This window comes from Flavobacterium sp. FlaQc-52, assembly GCF_044007495.1.
GTDB lineage: Bacteria > Bacteroidota > Bacteroidia > Flavobacteriales > Flavobacteriaceae > Flavobacterium > Flavobacterium cupriresistens.
In genome coordinates, this window is the sequence record NZ_JBIPCV010000013.1 from 1 (window position 1) to 24023 (window position 24023).

At 35.2% G+C, this 24023-nt stretch carries 19 protein-coding genes; 7 read left to right on the top strand and 12 right to left on the bottom strand.

The features are described 5' to 3' along the window. Positions 1 to 464 precede the first annotated feature (464 nt). Positions 465 to 1097 (bottom strand): NAD(P)H-dependent oxidoreductase, encoded by a 633-nt coding sequence (locus tag ACHRV5_RS18780; RefSeq protein ID WP_047778675.1) that lies wholly within the window; start codon positions 1095 to 1097, stop codon positions 465 to 467. Between the two features lie 109 nt (positions 1098 to 1206). Here ACHRV5_RS18780 and ACHRV5_RS18785 point away from each other — a divergent pair, with 109 nt between their 5' ends. Next, complete coding sequence (locus ACHRV5_RS18785; RefSeq protein WP_047778676.1) at positions 1207 to 1569, top strand: helix-turn-helix domain-containing protein; 363 nt, start codon at positions 1207 to 1209, stop codon at positions 1567 to 1569. Here ACHRV5_RS18785 and ACHRV5_RS18790 read toward each other — a convergent pair. The 3 genes from ACHRV5_RS18790 to ACHRV5_RS18800 form a co-directional block, all read right to left on the bottom strand. Continuing rightward, positions 1566 to 2039: a MarR family winged helix-turn-helix transcriptional regulator gene (locus ACHRV5_RS18790; RefSeq protein ID WP_395427784.1), complete on the bottom strand. Its 474-nt coding sequence runs from the start codon at positions 2037 to 2039 to the stop codon at positions 1566 to 1568. The genes ACHRV5_RS18785 and ACHRV5_RS18790 overlap by 4 nt on opposite strands. Further along, positions 2036 to 2527 carry a GNAT family N-acetyltransferase gene (locus ACHRV5_RS18795; protein ID WP_205625367.1) on the bottom strand — a complete coding sequence of 164 codons (492 nt, stop codon included), beginning with the start codon at positions 2525 to 2527 and terminating at the stop codon, positions 2036 to 2038. Before ACHRV5_RS18795 ends, ACHRV5_RS18790 begins: the two co-directional genes overlap by 4 nt. A 156-nt stretch (positions 2528 to 2683) precedes the next feature. Continuing rightward, positions 2684 to 3949, bottom strand: a complete 1266-nt coding sequence (locus ACHRV5_RS18800) for a PQQ-dependent sugar dehydrogenase (RefSeq protein ID WP_395427785.1) — start codon at positions 3947 to 3949, stop codon at positions 2684 to 2686. Positions 3950 to 4326: 377 nt separating this feature from the next. Here ACHRV5_RS18800 and xylA point away from each other — a divergent pair, with 377 nt between their 5' ends. Next, positions 4327 to 5652, top strand: coding sequence for a xylose isomerase (gene xylA, locus ACHRV5_RS18805; protein ID WP_047778744.1), 1326 nt, complete (start codon positions 4327 to 4329; stop codon positions 5650 to 5652). A gap of 324 nt (positions 5653 to 5976) precedes the next feature. On the opposite strand, the gene ACHRV5_RS18810 is transcribed toward xylA, so the two are convergent. The 7 genes from ACHRV5_RS18810 to ACHRV5_RS18840 all read right to left on the bottom strand — a co-directional run bounded on the left by ACHRV5_RS18810 (position 5977) and on the right by ACHRV5_RS18840 (position 16468). Then, positions 5977 to 6564: a hypothetical protein gene (locus ACHRV5_RS18810; protein WP_047778678.1), complete on the bottom strand. Its 588-nt coding sequence runs from the start codon at positions 6562 to 6564 to the stop codon at positions 5977 to 5979. A gap of 532 nt (positions 6565 to 7096) precedes the next feature. After that, positions 7097 to 8638, bottom strand: coding sequence for a hypothetical protein (locus ACHRV5_RS18815; RefSeq protein WP_395427786.1), 1542 nt, complete (start codon positions 8636 to 8638; stop codon positions 7097 to 7099). Between the two features lie 96 nt (positions 8639 to 8734). Then, positions 8735 to 10843: a hypothetical protein gene (locus ACHRV5_RS18820; RefSeq protein ID WP_395427787.1), complete on the bottom strand. Its 2109-nt coding sequence runs from the start codon at positions 10841 to 10843 to the stop codon at positions 8735 to 8737. Positions 10844 to 11234: 391 nt separating this feature from the next. Continuing rightward, a complete protein-coding gene (locus ACHRV5_RS18825) occupies positions 11235 to 12092 on the bottom strand; it encodes a thiopeptide-type bacteriocin biosynthesis protein (RefSeq protein WP_395427788.1) in 858 nt (285 codons plus the stop codon). A 3-nt stretch (positions 12093 to 12095) separates the two neighbouring features. Then, entirely contained in the window at positions 12096 to 14300 is a 2205-nt protein-coding gene (locus ACHRV5_RS18830) for a lantibiotic dehydratase family protein (protein ID WP_395427789.1), read from the bottom strand. A gap of 283 nt (positions 14301 to 14583) precedes the next feature. After that, complete coding sequence (locus ACHRV5_RS18835) at positions 14584 to 14826, bottom strand: hypothetical protein (protein WP_047778682.1); 243 nt, start codon at positions 14824 to 14826, stop codon at positions 14584 to 14586. Between the two features lie 37 nt (positions 14827 to 14863). Further along, on the bottom strand, positions 14864 to 16468 hold the full coding sequence (locus tag ACHRV5_RS18840; RefSeq protein ID WP_395427790.1) for a helix-turn-helix domain-containing protein: 1605 nt from the start codon (positions 16466 to 16468) through the stop codon (positions 14864 to 14866). A gap of 599 nt (positions 16469 to 17067) precedes the next feature. Here ACHRV5_RS18840 and ACHRV5_RS18845 point away from each other — a divergent pair. The 5 genes from ACHRV5_RS18845 (at position 17068) to ACHRV5_RS18865 (ending at position 23161) form a co-directional block, all read left to right on the top strand. Next, on the top strand, positions 17068 to 17193 hold the full coding sequence (locus ACHRV5_RS18845; RefSeq protein ID WP_255663417.1) for a hypothetical protein: 126 nt from the start codon (positions 17068 to 17070) through the stop codon (positions 17191 to 17193). 144 nt (positions 17194 to 17337) lie between these two features. Next, entirely contained in the window at positions 17338 to 18465 is a 1128-nt protein-coding gene (locus tag ACHRV5_RS18850; RefSeq protein ID WP_395427791.1) for a hypothetical protein, read from the top strand. Between the two features lie 26 nt (positions 18466 to 18491). Then, positions 18492 to 19679, top strand: a complete 1188-nt coding sequence (locus ACHRV5_RS18855) for a hypothetical protein (protein WP_395427792.1) — start codon at positions 18492 to 18494, stop codon at positions 19677 to 19679. 1 nt (position 19680) lies between these two features. Next, positions 19681 to 21873 carry a peptidase domain-containing ABC transporter gene (locus tag ACHRV5_RS18860; protein WP_395427793.1) on the top strand — a complete coding sequence of 731 codons (2193 nt, stop codon included), beginning with the start codon at positions 19681 to 19683 and terminating at the stop codon, positions 21871 to 21873. Position 21874: 1 nt separating this feature from the next. Beyond that, the gene (locus ACHRV5_RS18865) at positions 21875 to 23161 is read left to right on the top strand and encodes an HlyD family secretion protein (protein ID WP_395427794.1); all 1287 of its coding nucleotides are present in this window, start codon (positions 21875 to 21877) and stop codon (positions 23159 to 23161) included. 362 nt (positions 23162 to 23523) lie between these two features. Here ACHRV5_RS18865 and ACHRV5_RS18870 read toward each other — a convergent pair whose 3' ends face one another. Next, a complete protein-coding gene (locus ACHRV5_RS18870; RefSeq protein WP_395427795.1) occupies positions 23524 to 23925 on the bottom strand; it encodes a hypothetical protein in 402 nt (133 codons plus the stop codon). Positions 23926 to 24023 lie beyond the last annotated feature (98 nt).

Here is a 24023-nt window from a genome sequence, read left to right on the forward strand (position 1 = left end):
GAAGGATCTACGTTTGCTGAATCGATAGCGCTGAGCTTCACTTTACGGAATTACTTGTGAAGATACTTCGTTCCTCAGTATGACAAAATTGGGGAAAATAGAAACGGAGCCACCTTGTGTGATTTCTCCTTACGTCGAAATGACATAGTTTGTGGTGAAGCACGCTCAGTTTATAGAATTTACTTCATAAAGTTTCTCCGTTTCTCCGAATTTAAATCTGACAGGTTTCAAAAACCTGTCAGATTTGGGTTTTAGTTATATAATTAAAGTCAAGGCTAACTCCACTCAGGGTGACAAAATGTATAGAATATCACATGGTAAAATACCCCGTTTCGTTTATCGATCCACACTTTGGAATTTGGGATTTAAAAAATTGGAATTTTAAGAGATATCTCGTTAGTACAAATAAAAAAAGAGACTATTTCACTTGCGAAATAGTCTCTTAAATACGGATATTATCTTTCTTATTTGATTTCCGTTATAAACTCGCTTTTAGGAGTTCTCACTTTTTTCATATTAACCAACCAGTCATTCGCTTCATCTCTGTAACCAAGCGTTAGTATTACGGCACTTTTAAGACCAAGTTCATTCAGACCTAAGAGTTTATCAACTTCTGCAGGAACAAAACCTTCCATTGGTGTTGCGTCTACTTCTTGTTCTGCAGCAGCAGCAAGTGCTATACCGAAAGAAATATAAGCTTGTCTTGCAGCGTGATTGGCATGCCATTCCTGACCAAGTGGCTCATACATTCCCCAAAGTGAATTTTTGTAATCGTCCATAGTATTGGCAGGCAATCCTCTTTCGGCAAGTGTTCTGTCGAATACTGTTGAGATTTTTTCTAATGAATAACCGTCCCAAGCTGCGAAAACCAATACATGAGAAGCGTCTGTAATCTGGCTTTGATCGAAAGCTACTGCTCTTAGTTTTTCTTTTACTTCTTTATTAGAAATTACAAAAATCTGGTACGGTTGTATCCCGGATGAGGATGGAGCTAATTTTGCCGCTTCCAGGATGTAATCGATTTTTTCTTGTGGGACAACTTGTCCGTTCATTTTTTTAGTAGCATAACGCCACTCGAGTGCTTTTATTAAGTCCATATTCTTGATGTTAAATTTAAATTGTATTCAAATGTAAAAACTTTAAATGTATTTTTGTCATTCGATTACCAAAAGTAACCGTAACATTGAGGTAACTAACTGACATTTCATGATAAAAGAGCCCGAACACGATCTGAAAAAATGCAATCAACATATTATGGCAGTGCACGATGCCATGTATATTCTGAACGGAAGATGGAAAATTTCGATTATTGCATCCTTATGTTTTAATACTTTACGATTCACAGATTTACTTAGAGAAGTAGAAGGAATTTCGGGTAAGATGTTAAGCAGGGAATTAAAAAATCTGGAAGAAAATCAATTAGTAACCCGCACGGTTCTTGATACGAAACCAATCACCGTCGAATATAAACTAACGGATTATGGCCACACCTTAAAAGAAGTTATAGATTCTTTGGCAAAGTGGGGACATAATCATAGAAAAAAAATAACAGGAAAAGAATACGCTTAACCCTTTAATGCTGATGCCCTTTGGAAGAAACTCTGACTGGTCAGTTTTTGTTCCGCTTCCTCAATGGCTTTCAGGAGATTATTCTGGTTATCTGAAATCTCTGTTAGTACATTTCGAATAAGATTCCAGACAGGTTGCATTTTTACGACAAGCTCTTTGCCTTTGGTGGTAAGTACAATTAATCGTTTCCTTTCATCGAGTTTGTCTTTTTTAGAGCTGATAATTTTTAGCTTTTCCAATTCTTTCAATAAACTTATAGTCGACGGATGGGTGTAGCCAATTTCGTTTGCAATTTCTACTACGCTTAACATTTCTTTTATATGTAAAGTATAAATGACAGGAAACCATTTGGGCTCAAAATCAATATCAAATGATTTGTAAACCAAAGCACCATCCTTTCGCAGCTGTTCGCTCAGTCGTTGTAGTCTGGTTGATAAGGCTAAAACACCTATTTCGTCTATTATATTCATTTTATTTGATTTAGTTGTAGCTGACGGAATACATTGTCGGCTTGCATTAATGGAAAATCATGCGGGAGTGCTTCTTTTTCTATTGCAATAAAATTATTTCTTTCATAAAATCGCAAGGCGGCCTGTAAAATAGAAACAGTTCCCAAATATAAGTTACTTAATCCGTTTTCCTTGCTGTATGTGATTAGTTGTTCTAATAACTGCTGGGCAATATTGTATTCTTTACCTCTGTATTCTTTTAAAACAAACATTTTTCTGACGGCAGCATTTTCTTCATTAAATTTTACCAAGGCAATGGTGCCCACTAGTTTTTCGTCAATAAAAGCACCAAGAAAACAACCGCCTGATTCGTAATAAAAATTCTTAATGTTTAATAAATCCGGCTGATCTTCTAAAGTAATGGCGACATTAAATTCGTTTTGTTGAATGTTTAAAATCAAATTTATGATTTCTCTTTCGTATTCATTTTGGATAGGTTTGATCTGCATTTTTATAAGTATTAAATATAAGTACAAAACTACGTAGTTGAATACATATATCCAAATAAAAAAACTGAAAATCGTATGGTTTGGATTTTCAGTTCATTGTAATAGTCAAAATTTAGTATAAAAATTTAGTTATTGGATTACTAAATAAACAGTCCTTTATTTTCCGATTTTGTAGATCGATGCATTAGAACCATCTGTAACGGCATATAAAGCCCCGTCTTTTCCTTCTAAAACATCTCTGAATCGGCTTTTGTAGGTCGTAAGTAAACGTTCTTCGCCGACCACAACATTGTCTTTAAGTACTAATCTCACGACATGCTGACCACTTAATGCGGCAACAAATAAATTATTCGCCCATTCACCAATCTGATTCCCGGAGTAAAAAGTAATCCCACTTGGCGAAATTACAGGATCCCAATAATAAACCGGCTGTTCCAAACCACTTTTGGTTGTAATTCCTTGACCAATAGGGCTACCACTATATTCAAGTCCATAACTGATTGTTGGCCAACCATAGTTTTTGCTTGCTGTGATTTTATTGATTTCGTCACCTCCTAGCGGACCTAATTCAGCCTCCCACAGCTCTCCCGTAACCGGATGAATGGCTAATCCCTGAACATTCCGGTGTCCGTAAGAATAAATCTCCGGTAATACACCTGTTTGTCCAATAAAAGGATTTCCGGTTGCAGCCGCTCCGTTTTTGGCAATGCGAACTATTTTTCCAAGAGCCGCATCTAATTTCTGAGCCAATGGTCTCGACTGTATATCGGAACGTTCTCCGGTACTCACAAAAAGATTGCCTTGTTTGTCCCACGCAAGACGCGAACCATAATGAAGGGTACTGTTAAATTCCGGAATAGCTTTGTAGATTACTACTGCATTTTCAATTTTTGTTTCGTCAGTAGAAAGTTTTCCTTTTGCTACTGCAGTTGCCGTACCATTCGTTCCGGTTTGCGAAAAACTCCAATAAACCATTCTGTTAGTAGCGAAGTCAGGATCTACAGCAACGTCCAGTAAACCACCTTGTCCGCTACTGTTTACGACTGGAATTCCGGTAATAGTTCCGCCCACTGTTCCTGCCTGAGTTACAATTCGCATAGTACCATTTTTTTGCGTGACCAAAATTCTTCCGTCAGGTAAGTTTTCCATTCCCCATGGGTTGGTTAAACCTGTTGCAAAAACTTTAACGGTGTATTCTGTTTTGGTTTTTACACCTCCAATTCTGGTTTGTCCTTTAAAGGCTGGGTTGTATTTGGAGTTTGCCGGATTCGTTTCTACAGGTGGCAAGGTTGCTGTTGCTTCTTCTTCTTTTTCGTCGGTTGTATTTGATTTGTCATTGTTGCAGGATACTTGCAAAAGCGCGATCAATACAACGGAAAAACACAAGAAAACAGGCCTGTTTTTTAGAAAATGTCTTTTCATAAATGTCATTTTTTAAGATTAGAATTGGGTTTCATTAAATGTAATAATTTTGGAATTATTTTGTCGTTGAAAGAATTACATAATTCCCATGTCTTGAAAAATAATAAGTTACGAGCTTTGAAAGTTTTCACAAGATTTAATTTACCGGACTAACCTCATCGAATTTTCAGGATTTTCAGCTTTAATTTGAAAGTTTAGTTGTACTCTTTTTTTCAATTTTCGGTAGTTTTTATACATCGGATTTTAGTATCAAATAAATCTAACAAAATTAGCCTAAAAGTAAATTTTTGAAACAATTTTTCATTTCTCAGATGGTCACGTAAAGTATATCTTTGGTTGTTACACGAAGAAAAAAAAACAATTATAAAAAAGGAATTATGATAGTTTTAGGGGACAAAGAACATTACAAAGGAATTGGCCAGATTAAGTATGAAGGAAAGGATTCTGATAATCCGCTAGCTTTCAGATATTACAATCCGGAGCAAATTGTTGCGGGGAAAACGATGCGGGAGCATTTTAAATTCGCGATTTCGTATTGGCATAGCTTTGGCGGAAACGGGTCGGACTTATTTGGACAAGGCACTCATCATTTTGCGTGGAATGAAGCAAGAGAGCCGATCAGAGCGGCAAAAATCAGAGCCGATGCAGCATTTGAATTTATAAGTAAAATGGGGTTTGATTATTTTTGTTTTCATGACTTTGACCTGGTTCAGGAGGGAGAAAATCTGGGACAATCTGAAGTGCGGTTGGCAACGATGACTTCGTACTTGAACGAAAAAAAAGCAGGATCGGAAATTAAGGTGCTTTGGGGGACAGCAAATTGTTTTTCGAATGCCCGTTATATGAATGGAGCCGCAACCAATCCTGATTTTAAGATAGTGGCCAGAGCTGCCGCACAGGTAAAATTAGCTATAGATGCTACTATTGCTTTAGGTGGGGAAAATTATGCTTTTTGGGGTGGAAGAGAAGGCTATATGTCTTTACTGAACACCGATATGAAACGCGAATTGGATCATATGGGACAATTTCTGATTCAAGCACGGGATTATGCAAGAGCGCAAGGTTTTAAAGGAAATTTTTTGCTGGAACCTAAGCCTATGGAGCCTTTGAAACACCAATATGATTTTGATTGTGCTACTACAATTGGTTTTTTACGTCAATATGGTTTGGAGAAAGATTTCAAAATAAACATTGAGGTCAACCATGCCACACTGGCGCAGCATACGTTTCAACATGAACTTGAAGTGGCGGCTCAATCCGGAATGTTAGGAAGTATTGATGCCAACAGAGGTGATTACCAAAACGGCTGGGATACCGCTCAGTTTCCAAATAATATACAAGAGGTCACAGAAGCGATGTTGGTTTTTCTAAAAGCAGGTGGTCTTCAGGGTGGCGGAGTGAATTTTGATGCTAAAATAAGAAGGAATTCCACCGATATGGAAGATATTTTCTTAGCTCATATTGGAGGTGTAGATACTTTCGCAAGAGCTTTATTGACTGCGGATAAAATTATAACGTCATCCCCATATGATAGTTTAAGAAAGCAACGGTACAATTCTTTTGATTCGGGGAAAGGAAAAGAGTTTGAAGAAGGCAAATTAAATTTTACCGATTTATATCACATTGCAAAAGAAAATGATCCAATCGAATTGCAAAGCGGAAAACAAGAACTTTTTGAGAATATTATTAATCGCTATATATAATCTGACGTTTTGAAAAAAAGAAAGACGACTCTCAAGACGTCTTTCTTTTGCTGCTTTTTGTAAGTCATTTTACATTTAATTCAAGTTGCGGGTTAATTATTCTTTTTTAACCTGTTACTATTTGAATGGACTCCAGCTTTAGTTCAATGTGATTAAGTTAAGATATTTTTTCACGCAGATTTTGGAGATTCAGCGGATTTTTTATATTTCAATCCGCTAAAATCTGCGTGAGACTTTTTTTGACAATCCTAATAACTTGTTTCATTTTGGAGATAAGAGAATTGGCAACTTGAATAATTTAGTATTGCTATTGAAAATTTCACACTATTTCATATCTGAAAAAAAGCTTACTTCTCCTTTTGCCGTTATTTGAAGCACCGAATTTTTTCCGTCTTTAGAAACCTCAACAAAGTAGTTATCAGTATCCGCAAACTTCTTATCATACCACAATAGATTAGAGTCATTGCTTTCATTATCATTATAAAAAGACACTTGCTTTTTAGTATACTCTTTGTATTTATCGTTTATTATTTTTAATGCTTTTGCCGGTAAATCTGTAATGTTTTTAGCGGTCATGGTTCCTACCAGTTTTGAGTTTGCGTCATAAAAAGCAGTACTAGCGGCTCCGTCTTTTGTGAAGCTGGCTTCATCATAATAATCGGAGCGTTTCCATTTTGCAGCGGTAGCATTTCCAAAATCGGATTTAAACTGATCTCTGGTAGTACTACTTACATCCTGTCCTTCTAATTTGCGAAGTTCTTTTCTTAGATCCTGTTTTTCTTTTTTCGCATTTGGATCGTTTTTATCTACTGCTTTTAGTTCACTCTTTATTTGTGTTTCTTCTGCTGTCTGAGCTTGTGAAACCGAAACATTTACCATTATGGCAACTAACAATACAATTATTTTTTTCATAATTTTAAAATTTAGTTTTTGTTAATGATTTAAGTTCTGAAATAGGTATTATAAGTGATTTACTTCGTTAATGTCTCCTGTATTCCCGTGTATCTCCTAAAAGAATTATCGGAGGCTTTGTTAGTGTTTTTTTATTTTTAAATGACTTTATCAGAGCGGAAATAACTATTTTGAAAAAAATGTAATTACTTGATTGTAATATTGTTATGTATTTTAAATATGACACGTTAGTATAGTAAAGTTACATATTTAAAATGAAGATGGGGTTAAATGAAGAATGTCCTTCGACATTGAAGTTATCCTGCCGCTTTACATCAATGTCATTAAGTCGAAATATTTTTTCACGCAGATTCTGCAGATTTTTTTTATTTCAATCCGCTGAATCTGCGTGAGACTTTTTTTTGATAATCCTTAAATTAATTGCGGTACGCTTTATATTGCTAAATTTTTTAGTTTGTCGGGATTGATAAAATTTAATGGTTTGCAATAGCGTAATTTTATAAACGTAAAGCGGACAGGAATGGCAGTCTGATTACTTTTTTTTCTTCATTTTTTTCAGGTAATCACTTTTTGCCGCAGGATATTTAGCAAAAGTCAGCGCAAAGCTAAAATCTCCAAATTTAGAGTTGTTTATAGTATCTCTTGAGTAAGGAGCAATTGTACTGAAAATATGACAGTCGAAGCACGTTTTGGTGGATTGTACATAGGTTTCCATTGTTGAATTGGCTATTACCGTACCTGCACCACTAAGCATTGTTGATCTATTTATATTTCTTGGTACCCGAATTGGAACAGTAGGATCAGGCTGAATACTCTGCGACCATATTACATCAATTAACTCATAATATTGCCAAACCGAATTGGGATAAAATTTCTTTATTTTTCGTTGCATCAGAGCATTAATAGGGGCGGCATTATTTTTATCAATACTGTTTACGCGAACGGTTTGTATAGGTACCGGACCAGCCTGATTCAGATAATAACGAGGAGGGGTATTAGGAATACAGGGTACAATTACGAGTGAATCCCCATTTGGAGTACGAATTTTGACCTCGCGGTCTTTACATTTGGGATCGTAAAAATTGTAGCCGTCTGGAGGAGCAGATGAGGTATTTAAATTGTCCCTGTCAGGGACATTGTCTATGTGCTCAAACGTAGCCCATACCCATGTAGGCTGATTTTGTGTTTTATGCAGTATGTGCAATCCCACTAGTGCCACAACTGTCCTTCTTAGCCTTCTTGTAATCGGATCTAATACAATGGCTTTAGATAATTTATATCTTTTCCATTTCGATAATTCCGGCTTCACTACTTCCATCCATGCTGCTTTTAATTCGATGGCACCAACGATTCCGTTGTATTCCCCTTGCGGAAAATTAATGGGTAGATTCCGTTTTATAGTGTCATGTTGTACTTTGGCATTGTAAAATCCTTTCTCTACAATAAAGTCATAGTAGTCTTTGTTTAGCATAATTTCATACCACAAATTAGTGAAGTTTTGTGCTCCCAGCCAGCTTGGCTTGCCAACAGGTGATGCCTGATCGGGGGTGAAAGTGATTGCGGCACCGTTTTCTTCAATTTTATTGACAAATGTCAACAGTTTTGTATCTGTTTTATTGAAAAGAAGTTTTTGTGTTTTGAACATGCGGCTGTATTCGTCAGATACCATAGTTCCCCATGCAGGTGGTCTTGAACCGTCATCTTTAAACATTACTTCTCTGTGCATATAAGTTTCCCATTGCACAAAAGAATAATCATGTGGTGTACCAAAATCAGAAGACGGATTTGTAGGCCAGTTCAAAGAAATAAATTGCTGCCATGCAAAGCAATCAGCTAAGATCTGATGATTAAAAGTGAATAAATCGCCGGGTACTATATTATGAAAGGTTATAGGGAGAATATAGCTTGTTGAATCGGTAGCATAACAATTGCAGGTATTGGTCTTGGTTGGGATAATAGCGGTATAAGAGGAGTCGGAGTTTCCAAGTTCTGCTTTTGTGCTAATAGCGGCAAGTGGGATTATTACCACTCCCAGCCATACTATTTTTTTAGAAAGTATCGTTTTTATATTCATTGTTTCCAGGGTTTAAAAGAAAATAAAAGGGAAAACAGCAAGATTGGAATTGGATTCCTGCTTAATAGTTTTCCCTAATAATAGTAAATTAGTGTATTAGCCAATAGTAATTTTAACCGCTATACTGCCAATATTATCAACAAAACCGGCTCCGTAAGTGCCGTTTAGATCATCATTAATGCACAATTCCAATTCTCCCTGAAGATTATCGGGAACAGTAGTTCCCATACCAACAGGAAATAGGGTACTGCCTACTCGTCCTATTAAAGAACCATCATTTTGTCCCGGCAGGGTATAACCGTCTTGAGCGGCTCTAAAGTTTGGAGTTCCTGAAGCGTCGTACAATTGCCCGTTATTATCATCCGGATTTGATGTCCAGAGTCCGCTGTGGTACGCAATTTTTACCGGAGTTCCCGGAATCACTGTCACTCCCATATTTTGCCATTTCACATTGGCTTCTACTCTTCTCGGGGTGACTGTAAGCATTGCGAGCATTGCCTTACTTTGATTTTGACCGACATTGGTAACAAAAATGCCGTGTGATCCAGACGCAGCATTTGCGCCTACGTTTACGGAAATGTACAAAGCCGTATAACTGCCGGGCATACTATTTCCGGGTACAGCATAGTCGATGTTGACGATGACAGAAGTAACCTCTGCTGTAATGTTAGCATCAGTAAAAGTTATTCTTGGAAAAGTGGAACGATTACCGGGTCTTGCAGTACAGGAGTCACAGATCAATACCATGGGTACCCGGTTTGCCGAGTTAGAAATGGCTGGCGGAATAAACGTACTGTTACTTAATAACGGAATAGGATTATTAACAGGATTAGGAACTTTATATTCATACATAGCCAAAAAATAGTCCTGATGAAAAAGTTGTAAAGGCTGGGCAAAAGTGTTGGCCTCGTCCGGTGTACCTACGGCATTATAGCCTCTGGGTGCCACAGGACTGTCAAAAGAGCTGGCAACAATTTGTACTTGAAAAGTAGCCGCCACCTGTGATCCCCATAAAATAGGTTCCTTACCTATGGTTATATCACTAATTGTATAATTTTTTCGATCCGCCTCGGTAATTTCAAATACAGCATGAAGTATAAAATTACCCGGTAAACGATTGCCGAATTGATCTCTTAGATCTCTGTATCCTCGCGTAATTTTCCAAAATTTAGAGGCTTCATCGCGATCAGGAGTTTCATAATTTCCAAAGTTAGGCATTTGAATGTACAATCCCGGGGGATCCGTAATGGTTGCTACTTGCGGTATGTTGTTGCTAAGTAGGCCAGTAACAACATTATTTACATTGCCTCCAATGGCAGGATCGCTGTTACGGTTTTTTTGTCCGTATTGTGCGAAACATAATAAATCGTTGTAGGATCTTGGTGGCCACCTGGTGTCACCTGTAGCCGGATTATTGCGTTGTACCGTTGCGGCAGTAGCCAATCCGATTTCGGTCTGTAACGTATTTGGGGTACTGGTTAAATGCATGGCACCACCTGATGATCTGGTAGATGTAGTACCAACGTTCCATTTATTTAACGGATTGTAAACCGGGCCTCCTGTAATAGGATTTACAGCACCTCTTAAGCTTAAGTCGGCAAGGGTAATTTCGGGTTTGCCCAGTGTTGATCGATACAGTTCCACTACTTTATTGTGGTCAATTAGCCACAGACTGTTCCAGTATTCCGGATTTTCGCAGGTAAAGTCAATTCGAATAATTTTGTTCAGTTCGTTTCTTGTAACGGCCCATTCACAATATTCATCCTGCCAGCCTCTCGGTCCATAAGGAAAATAGGGAATAGTTTCGGTTGGTATACCGCAGGGATTGTTTTTGATATGTGACGGCATTATACCTGTATCTGCGATTTCATTTAATTTAAATTGTGGAACATTTGGAAAATTAAAAGCCAATCTTCCGGGGAAGGCAGACCATGCCATAGGAAATGTTCTACCTCGCGGATTGTTTTCTATAGGATTGTAATAATTGGTTGTACTTGGTGCATTTGTCACATTCCAGGGATTGTTTAACATACCTTGTTGTGTAAAATCATTCAGGTTTGAACTCCATAAAGTATTCAACGCTATCTGTTTTGCACGATCACCTTGAAAATCCTGTATTGCAGCCGGTGTTCTGAATTGAAAATCAACAGCTGAATTATTGATTATAGCAATGTCATCCTGTTCGTTTGTGTCTTTTGTTTCCATAATATTAGTTTTTTGATTGGTCTTACTCGTATGGCTTTTCAGTACTCGCCCCGTTTTTTAAAGTGGGTTCAGGACTCCACATTATTCCTTTGTAATCTGGATTGTGTGGCAGATAAAATGGTATTGCGATAAAGTAAAAGAGGGGTGTAAAAAGAATGGAGCGTGTAGGATAGAGTTTGGACGAGTAAAATTAGAAACAATAGCTGTAAGAAATTAGCGTAGAAATACCTGTTTTAAGTATTTGGTAATCAGTGAATTGTTGTGATTTTTGATCTGGCATTTTTGTTCAAAAGAAAAGCCCGTCTTACAATTTGTAAAACGGGCTTTAGAAAAAAATTTGAACTGTATTAGGAATCGGGAACGCATCTTATTGATGCGTTCTGTATTAAACTCAAAGAGAAGAAATGACAAAGTTTTGATTTTTATAGTATCGGAACAAATGATCATAAATCAGCAGTTCATACGTTCTTTGTTTAGAATTGTATTGTCGGTTAAGCATCATGTGGATATGAGCCGAGAGAAATTGATCGAGAGGGATTTCGATTTTAGCCTTAATTTCTAAAGCTATTTTGTTGCTTTTTTTGGTTTTAGCATCCACAATTTTTCGGATTGCGCCAAAATGGTTTTTAGATTCAGAAGACAAGATTTTAAGCATTTGTGGAGATAGAACCTGATAGTTTTTTGCTAACTCTTTTTTTTGTTCTTTGTCACTTTCGAATTCCTGTTTAAAAATTGTTTGCAAGTGATCCATCAAGAATAATTTTTCCTGATTTGATAATTGAAAAGAATTTAAAAACGAATCAATCGCATAAAAACTGAATAATAAAGGAAGTTCCTGTTGCTTAAACAAGGGCTTAATTTGGATATACTGCAGTATCATTTCACTGTCTCTGTAAAAGAGGCATTCTGAAGTAATCATAGTTGTTTTGCCGTATCGTTCTATTTCTCTTTTATAAGTATCTGCTTGTAGGGTCCAGACCACATTTTGTTGTATCAGTTCCTTAAAAACTGAGTAGAAGGCTTGTATGGCAACGGATAAATGAGCCGGATTTTCTATTAAAAAACGAATACGGAGATGCTCTTCAGGATCTCTGTAGCGAATAAAGAACCATTTTGTAATGATTTTTTTGTGTTGCAAATGGGTGATAACAGGTTCTAGTTTTTCTAGTAAAACAGCATCGGAAGTTTTTACTCCGGTATAAATCTTATAGTACAACCATTCGCTGCCTAAACAAAAATCTCTTTGCATTTTTTATACTTTTTCTTTAAAATAGGAGAGTATAATCTGGTTAGAAAAAGAATCCCCTGTATTATTTTTTACAACTGATTTTTCTGTGAATAAAAATTCTTCAAGGAAAAAATCTTCTTTTTGTTTCACAGCATTTAAAAATAAAGCAATCCCTATTGGAGATTCAAAATCAAACAATAGCGTATTGTCGGAATGAACCCAATTGGCAAAACGCGGAATATTTCTGTCCGATCTCCAATTAAAAAAAGCTTCCGTCGGTAGCTTTTGATCTGTTTGATAAAAAGGTGCTATTTCTTCTTTTCGGACTCTCCATTTCGCTTTTGAAAGTATAATGTCATTGTAAATTACCCTTGGAAAAAAATCATAATCAGCCTCTAAAACGCCCCAGCTAAACGAGTAGGCCGGTTTTTTATGCTGTAGTCCAAGATCACCCAAAAAATGATATAAGGGTAATGAATTCTTAGAGAAGTTATGCGCATTAGATAAATAAGGCAGTACTTCTTTGTTGTGTTTTCGGGAGCGCAAAACAATTTTTTGGGACGTTACAGCAATATACAAATCGTCTAAATCTAAGTTGTTTTCTCTTGCAACACCGGGCGTACACAGGTAGCTAATTTCATGTTTTCGGAGGATAGGTCTTTTTAGTATATTTCCTGTTCTGGACTCGGGAATATGCACGATTTCGGCCAGTATTTTATCATGATGATATTCTTCTTCTTTTTTTACGATCTCTTTGGTGAGGTTATGAATAGCAGTATTACCGTTGCAAAAACGCCCCAATAGCTTTGCAGCACTTATATTTCCGGCGGAGATTACAGCAATTTTATCGTCATTAAAAAGCTCAATCATTATTGAAAAAGTAACTGGTGAATTCTTAAAATGGTCGTCAAAATCCGGAAAGTCCTTTTCGGTTAGTACGATATTTTCTTCGTTGTTAAAAAGACAATTGTGGAGCTTCTTTTGTAGAATATAATCAAAAGCGGTCCAAATCTGTTTTTTTTCTTTTGATTGTTTAGGACGAAATGAGAAATTTTCCAGTATTTCGTGCGTGTCATTCATCTCCTGATTTTGCAGATAACCAATCCCGATTTCTGTATCGAGTACAGTTGCCAGAGGCATTTCTTTAGATTCATATCTTTTAAGAAAAGCTTTTTTAAAATTCTCAAGATTTTCGGATTTTTTCTGAACCTGTATATCGTTTAGAAATTGAATGGCTTTGAGCACTTTTCTCGACACATTTTTATTCAAATTATTGCTAAGAGTTGCCGTATTCAAGTCCGTTTGAAAAAGGTATTTTTCTTCATAACCGGTTCCGATAGCTTCAATAGTCTGTTTGACTTGTTCATAAGACTCCTTTTTTGGAACTAAAGTTGTGTCCAGATCAGAAAGTTTTTCTCTTAGATTTTCAAGTAATCGTATTTCTTTGCCAAAAAGTGGAATGGTATCAAGAATAGAAAAGACTCTTTTCCATTCATCAGTTCCGGTTACAGCCGCATCTAATTCACTTACTAAAAACTGAAAAGAAATTAATTGCTGAATAAATGCCTGAGCCTCTTTTTTTTCGGATGCATCTGCTGCTAAAAAAAGCACCATTTCATCTACCGTACATCCCGATTTTGTCTGAAGCAAAATTTGTTTCAACAAAGCAGATTTACGTAATGCCGATATCGTATGTTCTCGTTTTGTACCAACATATTTATATTCGATGAATCGAAAAAAATCGCCTATTTCGTAAATGGAAGAGTTGGGAAAATACCTCAGATGAGGAGCTACTTTTTTTCTTTTTGCCGTATCCTGAAGCATGGCAACCCAATATTGCATATCAAATTGCGTAAACCGCGTATGTTCGGTGATCGAGTTTAATGTAATATGAGTGGCCGCAGTATGTAAACTGCCCACAGAACATCCGGCGAATAATCCGAAAGGGGTACAGCGGGAAGACATTCTGGAAACATATTTTAAAAAACTAAGCTCTAATCGTGTTTTTTTTTCTTGGGATAATGTTGGCATTTCCGCTGCCCATTTGTCTAATTGTTGTCGTAATTCGGGAGAAGCCAGATTAATGGCTTCTTTTATAACAGGGTCTTTATAGAATTCTACCGCTTTTTCAGAGGAGTAGCCTTTTAGCAGTCCGAGATAAGCGGACAGTGGAAATAAGGGTGTTCTAAGTACGTATTCTGAAAAGCTGTTGATTTTAAAATCAGACATTATTTTTTCTGTTTGTTTATTTTTCAGCAAGTTCCTGGATCTGTTATAATTTGCTTTATTTCTGTGGTAGTAAAATTCCAACCGTTTAGGTCATCTTTATAGCCGTTGTGATCATCATTTATACCATGGTTTGCAATTTTCTTTGAGTAGACCCAAAGTTGTTCCTGCAAATCCTCGTGATTTATATCAGCCTGAGCATCTTTTACAGATTTACAGGAGTAACAAAAAGAAGGCAAAAAGAATAAAACTGATAATAGATTTCACAAACGGTTGGAATGTTTTTTTAGAAAGTTCGTGCATCAGTGTCGACCGTGTCAGTTGGATTTGTGGGTGCTACATTACCGCCAACAATTACACGCAAATTTTTCAATTTGGCCACTTCCATTTTGTCTAAATCAAATTTTTTGTTTTCTTTCTTAATCTTTTTCATGTTTCTTTTATTTGTTGATTTGTTTGTTTGAATCGCAAATATATTTGTAGTTAAGGAATAATAATTAAAATCTGTTTTTGATTTATCGTAATTCATGAATTCCGATATTTGGAGTGGTTTAATTGATTGACTATTAAGCGGTTTTGTCTTTCAATGTCTCTTCAATTTGTTTCATAAAGTAAGTCGGTTTTATACCTGTTTTCTTGTAAAAAGCGATAGAAAATGATTCCGCATTATTGAATCCAAATTCGAGGGCAAGTGCCTGAATGGTGTATTTTCTTAATTTTTTATCTTCCTTTAAAAACGTTACAGCATGTTCAATTCTTAAATCATTTATATACTGTATAAAACTTTTTTGTTTGTACAAGTTTACAATTTTGGATACATATCGGTTATTGGTATCAAAGGCATCGGATAGAGACTGAAGTGTGATATTGGACTCTAAAAAACGTTTTTCTCTTTCAAATTTCTCCAGTTTTTCTAAAATCTGACCCACTAATTCTTCATTTATTCCGATAGTATTTGCTTTTTCGGGATTTATGTTGTCCTGATGCTCTGTTTTAGGCGCTATTGTCTCGATGGTATCAGGCTCTTTTTGCATCAGTTTTTCAAATCGGGCGCGATGTTTCTTTTTTGATTGGTATTGATAGTATCCAAATCCTACAGCCAGAACCACTAAAATGGAGGATATTACTATGCCCCAATTGGATTGTGTCTTCTCTTTTTCTAGCGATTGGATTAAGGTTTCTTTTTCTAAAATTAAATTTGGCGTATCGTATTCAACGCGCAGTTTTTTGGTGAGCTCTTTATAGTTCGCTTGCAAAACACTGTCAATATGCATGTATCGGGTTAAATACTTTAATTGATTGGTCTTATCTCCATTGTTTTTATAGTAAGTAATTAAGTAGGGATAAGCGCTTTTAAATTCCGGGGCAATTGTTCTAGTAAGGTTATAAATGGAATCTACTTTTATAAAATTCTTAACGGCCTCTTTTTTATTGCCTAAACCATCATAAGTCTGACCCAGATAGAAGTAGGAGGCCAAAACATTGTCTGTGTTTTTGCAAAGTATAAGTTTAGGTAATGCCTTATTGATACTGTCTAAAGCGGCTTTGTAGTTTTTCTTTAGCGTCATATTAGCCCCTTCATTCAAAATAAAAAGGGCATTGTACTCCACGTATTTAGGTGATTTAGACTCATTGTACCCTATTTTGTTGTAATAAGTGGTAGAATCGGTCTGATTAAGCGCTTTATACGCATCAGCCAATGCGAATACAGCATTCTGATAGGGATAATAATTAATAGGCAGGCTAATATCCTTTTTTTTGTAATAGTTAAAACATTCTTTATAGCCTACAAGTGCTTCGTTTATTTCACCTAATTCTTCAGATCTTAGAAGAGCGATGGAAAATTTAACCTTATAGAAAAAATCGATATTGTTGCTTTTGGCAATTCGCTCGGCTATTAAAAAGTTGTCTATTGCCTCTTTGTACTGAAATTTATTCTTAAACTGATAGCCTTTTTTGTAGTAGGCATAAGCAGGAAACTTATTATCATTTAGATTTTTTGAAAGAGAGATAACGCTGTCAAAGAGTTTGATGGCTTCATTTCCTTGTTTTAACAATCCGAGTAAGTACAAACCACGTGCTTTTTCGATAGCAACTCCATCCTCATTGGCCTTGCTCAAATAGGCATTGGCACAGTCCAATTGCAGCTTTTTGTCTTGTTCATTATTCATATAAAGCTCTTTTAACTCTGTATAAGAAAGTTTTATAAGATTTTTTTTGGGTGTTTGTGCCAGTAAAGTGGTACAAAAGAATAATAAAAGTAAAGTTTGTCTAAATTCAGATCGGGTCATGCAGTATAATTTTTCATAAAAGTAAGGTATATGCGTAAAATTCGACCTACAAATAGAATTTTTTATGAAATATGTAATCAATTGATTTTGATGTAATTGTGTATTTTTTTTATCGGAATTCAAGAATTTCGTGTCAGGATTCCTGAATTCCGATAGCGTTCATTTGCGAACAATATTATGTTTTATCTAGTTTTGACTTCAGGAAAATGAAACTTTTAGAATAAAAAAAGCCTACAAATGCGATTGATCTTCCTAGGTGTAAATCGTACTTAATATTCCATTTCTAAAAAAGAAACTTTCCTGATGTTTATGATGGAAATAACCATTCAGATCATAAAAGGTTGAAAAAGAATTTGAATACTGGTATTCTGCAAAAGGCCAATTGAGGAAGAACGTATTTAAATAAAGCGCTTGCAAGCAAACCGATGGCACGGTTTATATGCCGAACTTTTAATGTACCCTATTTAAAACAAAAAATTATGAAATTAAGTTTAGACGCTTTAAAAAATAGAGCAGAAGCAGTAGCTTCACAAGAATTATTGGAAACTATCTCAGGCGGAGTTCAAGAAGCTTGTCACGATGTAAAAGTTGTAGCAGCTGAGTAATTAGTTCTATTAATTGATGCAACAGCAATGTGGCATCAATAGTAATGTACTTATAGATTTGTCCGTAATTAACATTTACATTTTTAGTAAAGGTTCTTTACGGACATTTTTTAAATTTTAAATATTTTTAAATTCTATATTATTATGGATAATGTCACTACTGCTAAAACAGAGCTTGTCAATACCATTAAGTTACTTATCTACAAAGAAGCGCCTGCTCTATTGGAAAATGTAAATTTTGATGATGATGATATTTTTTTAGAGCCCCTGTTATTTTCCTATTTCAGTTCTAAAAGAGAGTACACCTTTTCAAATGAACTTTTAGAAGAGGTAATACAAGGTTATTTTGTAGATAAAAAAGAATTAAAAATCAAACATTCTTATCATAATGATATAGCATACATTCCAAATGTCGGCTATTTCCTGAAAGATAAAGAAGAATTACATGAGCCTATATTAAAGATTGGTGATTTTGAAATATTAAAAGAAATACACCCGACACAAAAACGTTTTTTCAGGGAATATTATAAAGGACATATTTTAAATCATAATCCGGAATATAGTTCGGTTTGGAAAGAAAATTACGAAGAGTTATTTGAAGCTATTGAAATTATAAAAAAGAATCTTCCGGAATTTTACGAGCAATTGGTTTTTTCGAACAAAAAAATCTATTTGCATGACAATCCGAAAATCTTAAATTTTGCCACTGTTGAAACGCTTGGCGCACTGTATTTTTATGTCTTGGGGAAAAACAACCTCATCTACTACATTGAAGAATTGATACATCAGGGATCGCACAATTTTTTTTATTATGTATTACAAAATAAAAAAGATTTTTTTAAAATTGATGTAAGCAATTTAAGTATGCGGGAGTATACCAATCAAGAATGGGATTACAGAGATATTTACGGAGCATTTCACGGATTATATACCGTGACAAAAAGAGTAGAGTGTTTTGATTTATTGGTGTCCCAGAATGTTTTTTCGGGAAGGGAAAAACACGAACTGTTAGGCAGGTTTACCGATCAGATCTTCAGATTTAGAACCGGTCTTGAACTTTTGGACTTTGATGTAGTTTTTACCGAAAAAGGAAAAGAGCTTTACGCGGAATATGATACCAGATGTCACACTATTTTAGAAAAGTATAAAAAACTGGCAACCTTTTTTGATTTAAGTAATCGCGATCTGGATTTCAGATATGAGGATTTTTGCAAATTAAATCCAATTGAGGCATTTTATAAAAAGGAAAAAGAAGGTTTTTTTGAATTTTAACGACAACAATACTAATAACAATTACAATGGGATTAAAAATATTTCTTCTGACTTTACTACTATCGTTTACCATCTCTAATTTTGGTCAGACAAAATCCATAACGCTGTCGGCAAATGTCAATTTGCCTAAGGACACAATTGTATCAAATAGACTGGTAAAATCTTTAAATGATTTTTTGGCATTAAAAGAGAATCCAAATAAAGAAAACGTCTTTGTTGAGAAAGAAGATTTGTTGGAAACCTCTTTGTTATTGGATGAAATAAAAAAAATAGAGCGAAATGCTAAAACTAAGGACGATAATTTCTATAAAGGGTATTTAACAAACGTGGTACAACTGGATAAAGATAATTTTTTAGTTCAGTTTTCATATATGGGAGTAAACGAAAACATCCCGGTTTTGGCAGCCAGTTTTGAATTTATCGCAAAACAAAAAGATACTAAATTCTATTTTTCATCACCGCTAAAGCGAAATACAAGCTCGTGGAAAACTAAAAAAATAGGGAATTGTACTTTTCATTTTAAAAATACTTTAGATAACAAAGTCGCTTCTGAATATGTAAAAACGGTAGCGCTTTTGGACAAAAAACTCAATACAACCAATGCACAAATTGAGTGGTACGGCTGCAAAGATTTTCCGGATATCCTGCACAATATTGGAGTGGATTATAAATTAGATTACAATGGCAAAAGTTCAACGAATTTTACAGCAAACGAAAACAACACTTTATTAATCGTAAGTGGTAATGATGATGAAAGCTTTAGCAGTTTTGATCCGCATGATTTATGGCACGAAAGAGCTCGTTTTGCTTATTCAAGAACACTAATAAACAAGCCGGTCGATGAGGGGTGCGCTTATCTTTACGGCGGAAGCTGGGGAATATCATGGGGAGATATCTTAAAAACATTTAAAGAAAAAGTAGCTTCAAACCCGAAAACTGACTGGCTGACTTTAGCCTTGTACGAAACACCTCAACTTAATTTTGGAGAGAGTCAGGAAAAACACTTAATGGCAGATTATGTGGTCAATGCTTTATTAGTTAAGAAAATCGAGAAAGAAAAAGGATTTTCTGCTGTTGTTGAATTTTTATGTTGTGGAAAAAATAAAAAAGGAGGCAGTGATAATTATTTTATCGTTTTAGAAAAGTTGACGGGGATCAACAAAACTAATTTTAATGCTAAAGTTTGGGAGCTGATTACAGAAAGTAAAGTATAAAATGATTAAAAAAAACTTCCACTATTTTAAACAATTGGACTACAGAGATTGTGGTCCGACTTGTTTAAGAATGATTGCCAAGCACTACGGTAAGACGTTTTCAAGAGAATTTTTAAGAGATAAAGCCGGTATAACCAAAATTGGGGTTACTATGGCGGGTATTGTCGAGGCCGCAGAAGCGATAGAAATGCGAACACTTGGCATGCGTATTTCGTTGGAAAGTTTGATCAATGAAGCTCCTACACCTTTTATCGTACCGTGGAGACAAAAGCATTTTGTTGTGGTATACAAAACGTCTAAAACAAAAGTCTGGGTTGCCGATCCGGCGATGGGTTTATTGGTTTATTCGCACGAAGATTTCAAAAAAGCCTGGACCGATACTACAGACGGAACTGGCTTTGTATTAATTCTCGAACCCAATACCAACTTTAATGACCAGGAAGAACATAAAGAAACGTTGCAGGGCTTTTCGTTTCTGTATCCTTATTTCAGGCCGTATAAAAAATTAATTTATCAGATATTTATTGGCTTACTGGTTGCAACGGTCATTCAGTTTATTTTACCTTTTCTGATGCAGTCTATAGTCGATGTCGGGGTTAATAATCAGGATATTCCTTTTATTTATTTAATTCTGATTTCGCAGTTTGTACTGATTTTGTCGCAAACTTTGGTTACGGTTTTCAGAGAATGGATTCTGATTCATATCACCAGCCGATTTAATATAAAAATGATTTCAGATTTTTTATATAAAATGCTGAAGTTACCGGTAAATTATTTTGAAACCCGAAATGCGGGAGAGCATTTACAAAGAATTACAGACCATACCCGTATTCAGAACTTTATATCTTCGTCGAGTTTGAATATGGTTTTTTCGATGGTAACCTTTGTAATATTCAATATCATTCTGGCTTATTACGATTGGACTATCTTTTTTGTATTTATAATTGGTGCGGTGCTTTATGTAGGTTGGACCTTTTTCTTTTTGAAAAAAAGAGCAGAGCTGGATTTTAAAAGATTTGATCAATTATCACAAAATCAAACGTCATTAATTCAAATTATTAATGGGGTTAAGGAAATCAAAATAAATAATTCACAGCGGAAAAATCGCTGGAGATGGGAGTTTAATCAGATCAGTTTGTTTAAGACTTCGTTGAGTACTTTAAAATTAGCTCAATACCAAACTATTGGCGCTAATTTTATCAATGAATTTAAAAATCTTATCATTACATTTCTTTCTGCCAAAGCGGTTGTAGATGGCAATCTAACCCTGGGGATGATGACCTCTATACAGTTTATAGTGGGGCAGCTTAACCTGCCTTTGAGTAATTTTGTGCTTTTTATTCAATCCTGGCAAGATGCAAAAATTAGTTTGGAACGTTTGTCACAAGTGCATCTTAAAGAGGACGAAGACCTTGTTTCTGCGCATAAAGCAAAAGAATTACCCAACGATAAGTCTATTAATTTAAAAGAACTGTCTTTTCGTTATGGCGGAAAAGCGTCTCCTTTAATTTTAAAAAATATTACCTGCACAATCCCAGAAGGCAAAACTACTGCGATAGTGGGTGCCAGCGGAAGTGGTAAAACGACTTTAATGAAACTGTTATTGAAGTTTTACAATCCTACAAAAGGAAGTATCAATATCGGGGCTATCAATTTGAATGATATTCACAATGATTTTTGGCGCTTAAACTGCGGAGCCGTTATGCAGGATACTTTTATGTTTAACGATACTATCGCCGGCAATATTTCTGAATCGGAACAGAATGAATTTATTGACAGAGATAAATTAAATAATGCGGCATTTGTAGCCAATATTGAAGATTTTATCGAAAGATTGCCCAATAAATACAATACAGAACTGGGAACCTCAGGAATCCGTTTAAGCGGTGGACAAGAACAACGTATTATGATCGCCAGAGCCGTTTACAAAGATCCTTTTTATTTGTTTTTTGATGAAGCTACAAGTGCTCTCGATGCTAATAATGAAAAGGTAATTATGGAAAATCTGGGGAATTTTATTCATGGAAAAACTGCCATAATTGTGGCGCATCGATTAAGCACGGTAAAAAATGCGGATAATATCATTGTTCTTGAAAATGGTGAAATTGTTGAGCAAGGCAATCATGAGGACCTGACTAAATTAAAAGGTAAATATTACGCTCTGGTTAAGAATCAATTAGAATTAGGAAATTAAGATGGAAGAACTAAATGATGACCTGAAAATATACAGTGAGGAAGTAAGAGATATTTTATCGGACCCTCCCAAAACCATTCAGAAATGGGGCAATACAATATTATTGGTATTTATAGTAATCCTGTTTTTAATCTCCTGGTTTGTAAAATACCCGGATATTATAGTTTCGCAAATCGTGATAACAACCAATACGCCACCACAGAAATTAGTTGTTAAAACCTCAGGAAGGATTGAGGCTATTTTAGTAAAAGACAAAACACTAGTCAAGCAAAATATGCCACTGGCGATACTCGAAAATTCGGCTAAATACCAAGACGTATTTGTTCTGAAGAATATTTTGGATACAATAAATATAAACAAGAGTGCATTTCCATTTGAGAAATTAAACTCCGCACAACTGGGAGAGGTAGAAAGTGCTTTTGCCAACTTCAGAAAAGAAAGTGTGGCCGATCAGTTAAATGCAAAACTGCAGCCGTATCGCGTAGAAGGAACGGCTCAAAACTACGAAGCAATTCAGCTTCAGGAACGATTAAATCTTTTGGAGTCGCAAAAAGAAATCAATCAGAGTGAATTAGTGCTCCAGAAAAATGAATTAAACCGATTTGAAACCTTATTTCAAAAAGGAATTTATTCTTCGCAGGAAGTAGAGAGACAACGATTGCTTTTTTTACAGGCCCAGAAAAGTTACAAAGGTTTGCTGAGTACGATTTCGCAATTAAAATCGGCATTAAATGAATTAAATCGCAGCAGTAAAACAACTCATATAAACGAAAGCAAAGAACTAATTAATCTGGAGAACAATAAAATTCAGGCCTTTTACCAATTAAAAAAGGCTGTAAAAGACTGGGAATTAAATTATGTTTTAAGATCTTCAATCGATGGTAAAATTAGTTTTTTACAAATTTGGGCAGAAAATCAACCGGTTGAAGCTGGAGTGACGATTTTTGCCATTATTCCAAGTCGCGAAAGTGGTTATATTGGAAAAGTGAAAGCTCCGACATTAAATTCGGGAAAAATAAAAGTAGGTCAGAAGGTCAACATTAAACTTACCAATTTTCCGTACAGAGAATTCGGAATATTAAAAGGTAAAACCCAGGCAATTTCTTTAACTCCGGATAAAGAAGGCAATTTATTAGTTGATGTTTTATTGCCAAACGGTTTGGAAACGTCTTATAAAAAAGGAATTCCTTTTCAGCAGGAAATGCAGGGAAATGCAGATATAGTAACGGAAGACCTGCGATTAATTGAAAGATTACTGTATCAATTTAGGGATATTTTTGAAAGATAAAGGTAAGGGGGGAAATTCCAATTTTTTGAAATTCCAAATTCCAAAACTTGAAACCTGAAACTTGAAACCTGAAACTTGAAACCTGAAACTTGAAACTCAAATCTCAAATCTCAAATTCCAAGTTTTGCATTTTATATTTCACATTTGACATGTTGAGTTTAAAACTTTAAGGAACTTTTAGACTTTCTTGCTGTACCGCAATCCTTTTAATTTCGAAGAAGGAGAAATCACGATCAATATTCCGATATTTTGATTCCTCAATCGTCGAGGGGATATATTTTGCTTTTTTTTCTTTGAAGATACTCACAATTACTTTGTGATCTCTACAAAATAAATTTGTTAAAAAATTGTATCTGAGTGTTTTACTTTCTAAAAAGCAATAAACCGTTGTTTACCTCATCAGATGCTATAAAATAGCTGTTTTCCTGATCGAATTGAATGGAGAAATCCGATTGGAACTCCAGAATTTCAAATTGCGATCCATCTCCGGAAAGAAGTATTCCTAAATGTTCTTCTAAAAAAGCAATTTCATGTTCACAAATTAATTCGTTGAAAGGCAGGAAAAGATCGTAGGTCTTTACTTCTCCATTTTGTTCTGTACGGAATGTTATTTTGTAAATTTCGGCTTCAAATGATACCGGAGAAATTTCTTTGTTTGCAACGTAGAAAGAATTACTTAAGTCGATGCTGTTTCCTGTTCTTTTAATTTTAAATACCCGCTCTAATAAATTGGATGCATTTTTGGTTACTGATTTTAACGTCATTGGTCATGTTGTTCTTTGGAATTTTAAAAAAATGAAACAATTAAATTTGGGGTAATTTGTTGTTAATAGTACTCGTAAAGTTACTTTTTCTTTTTGTT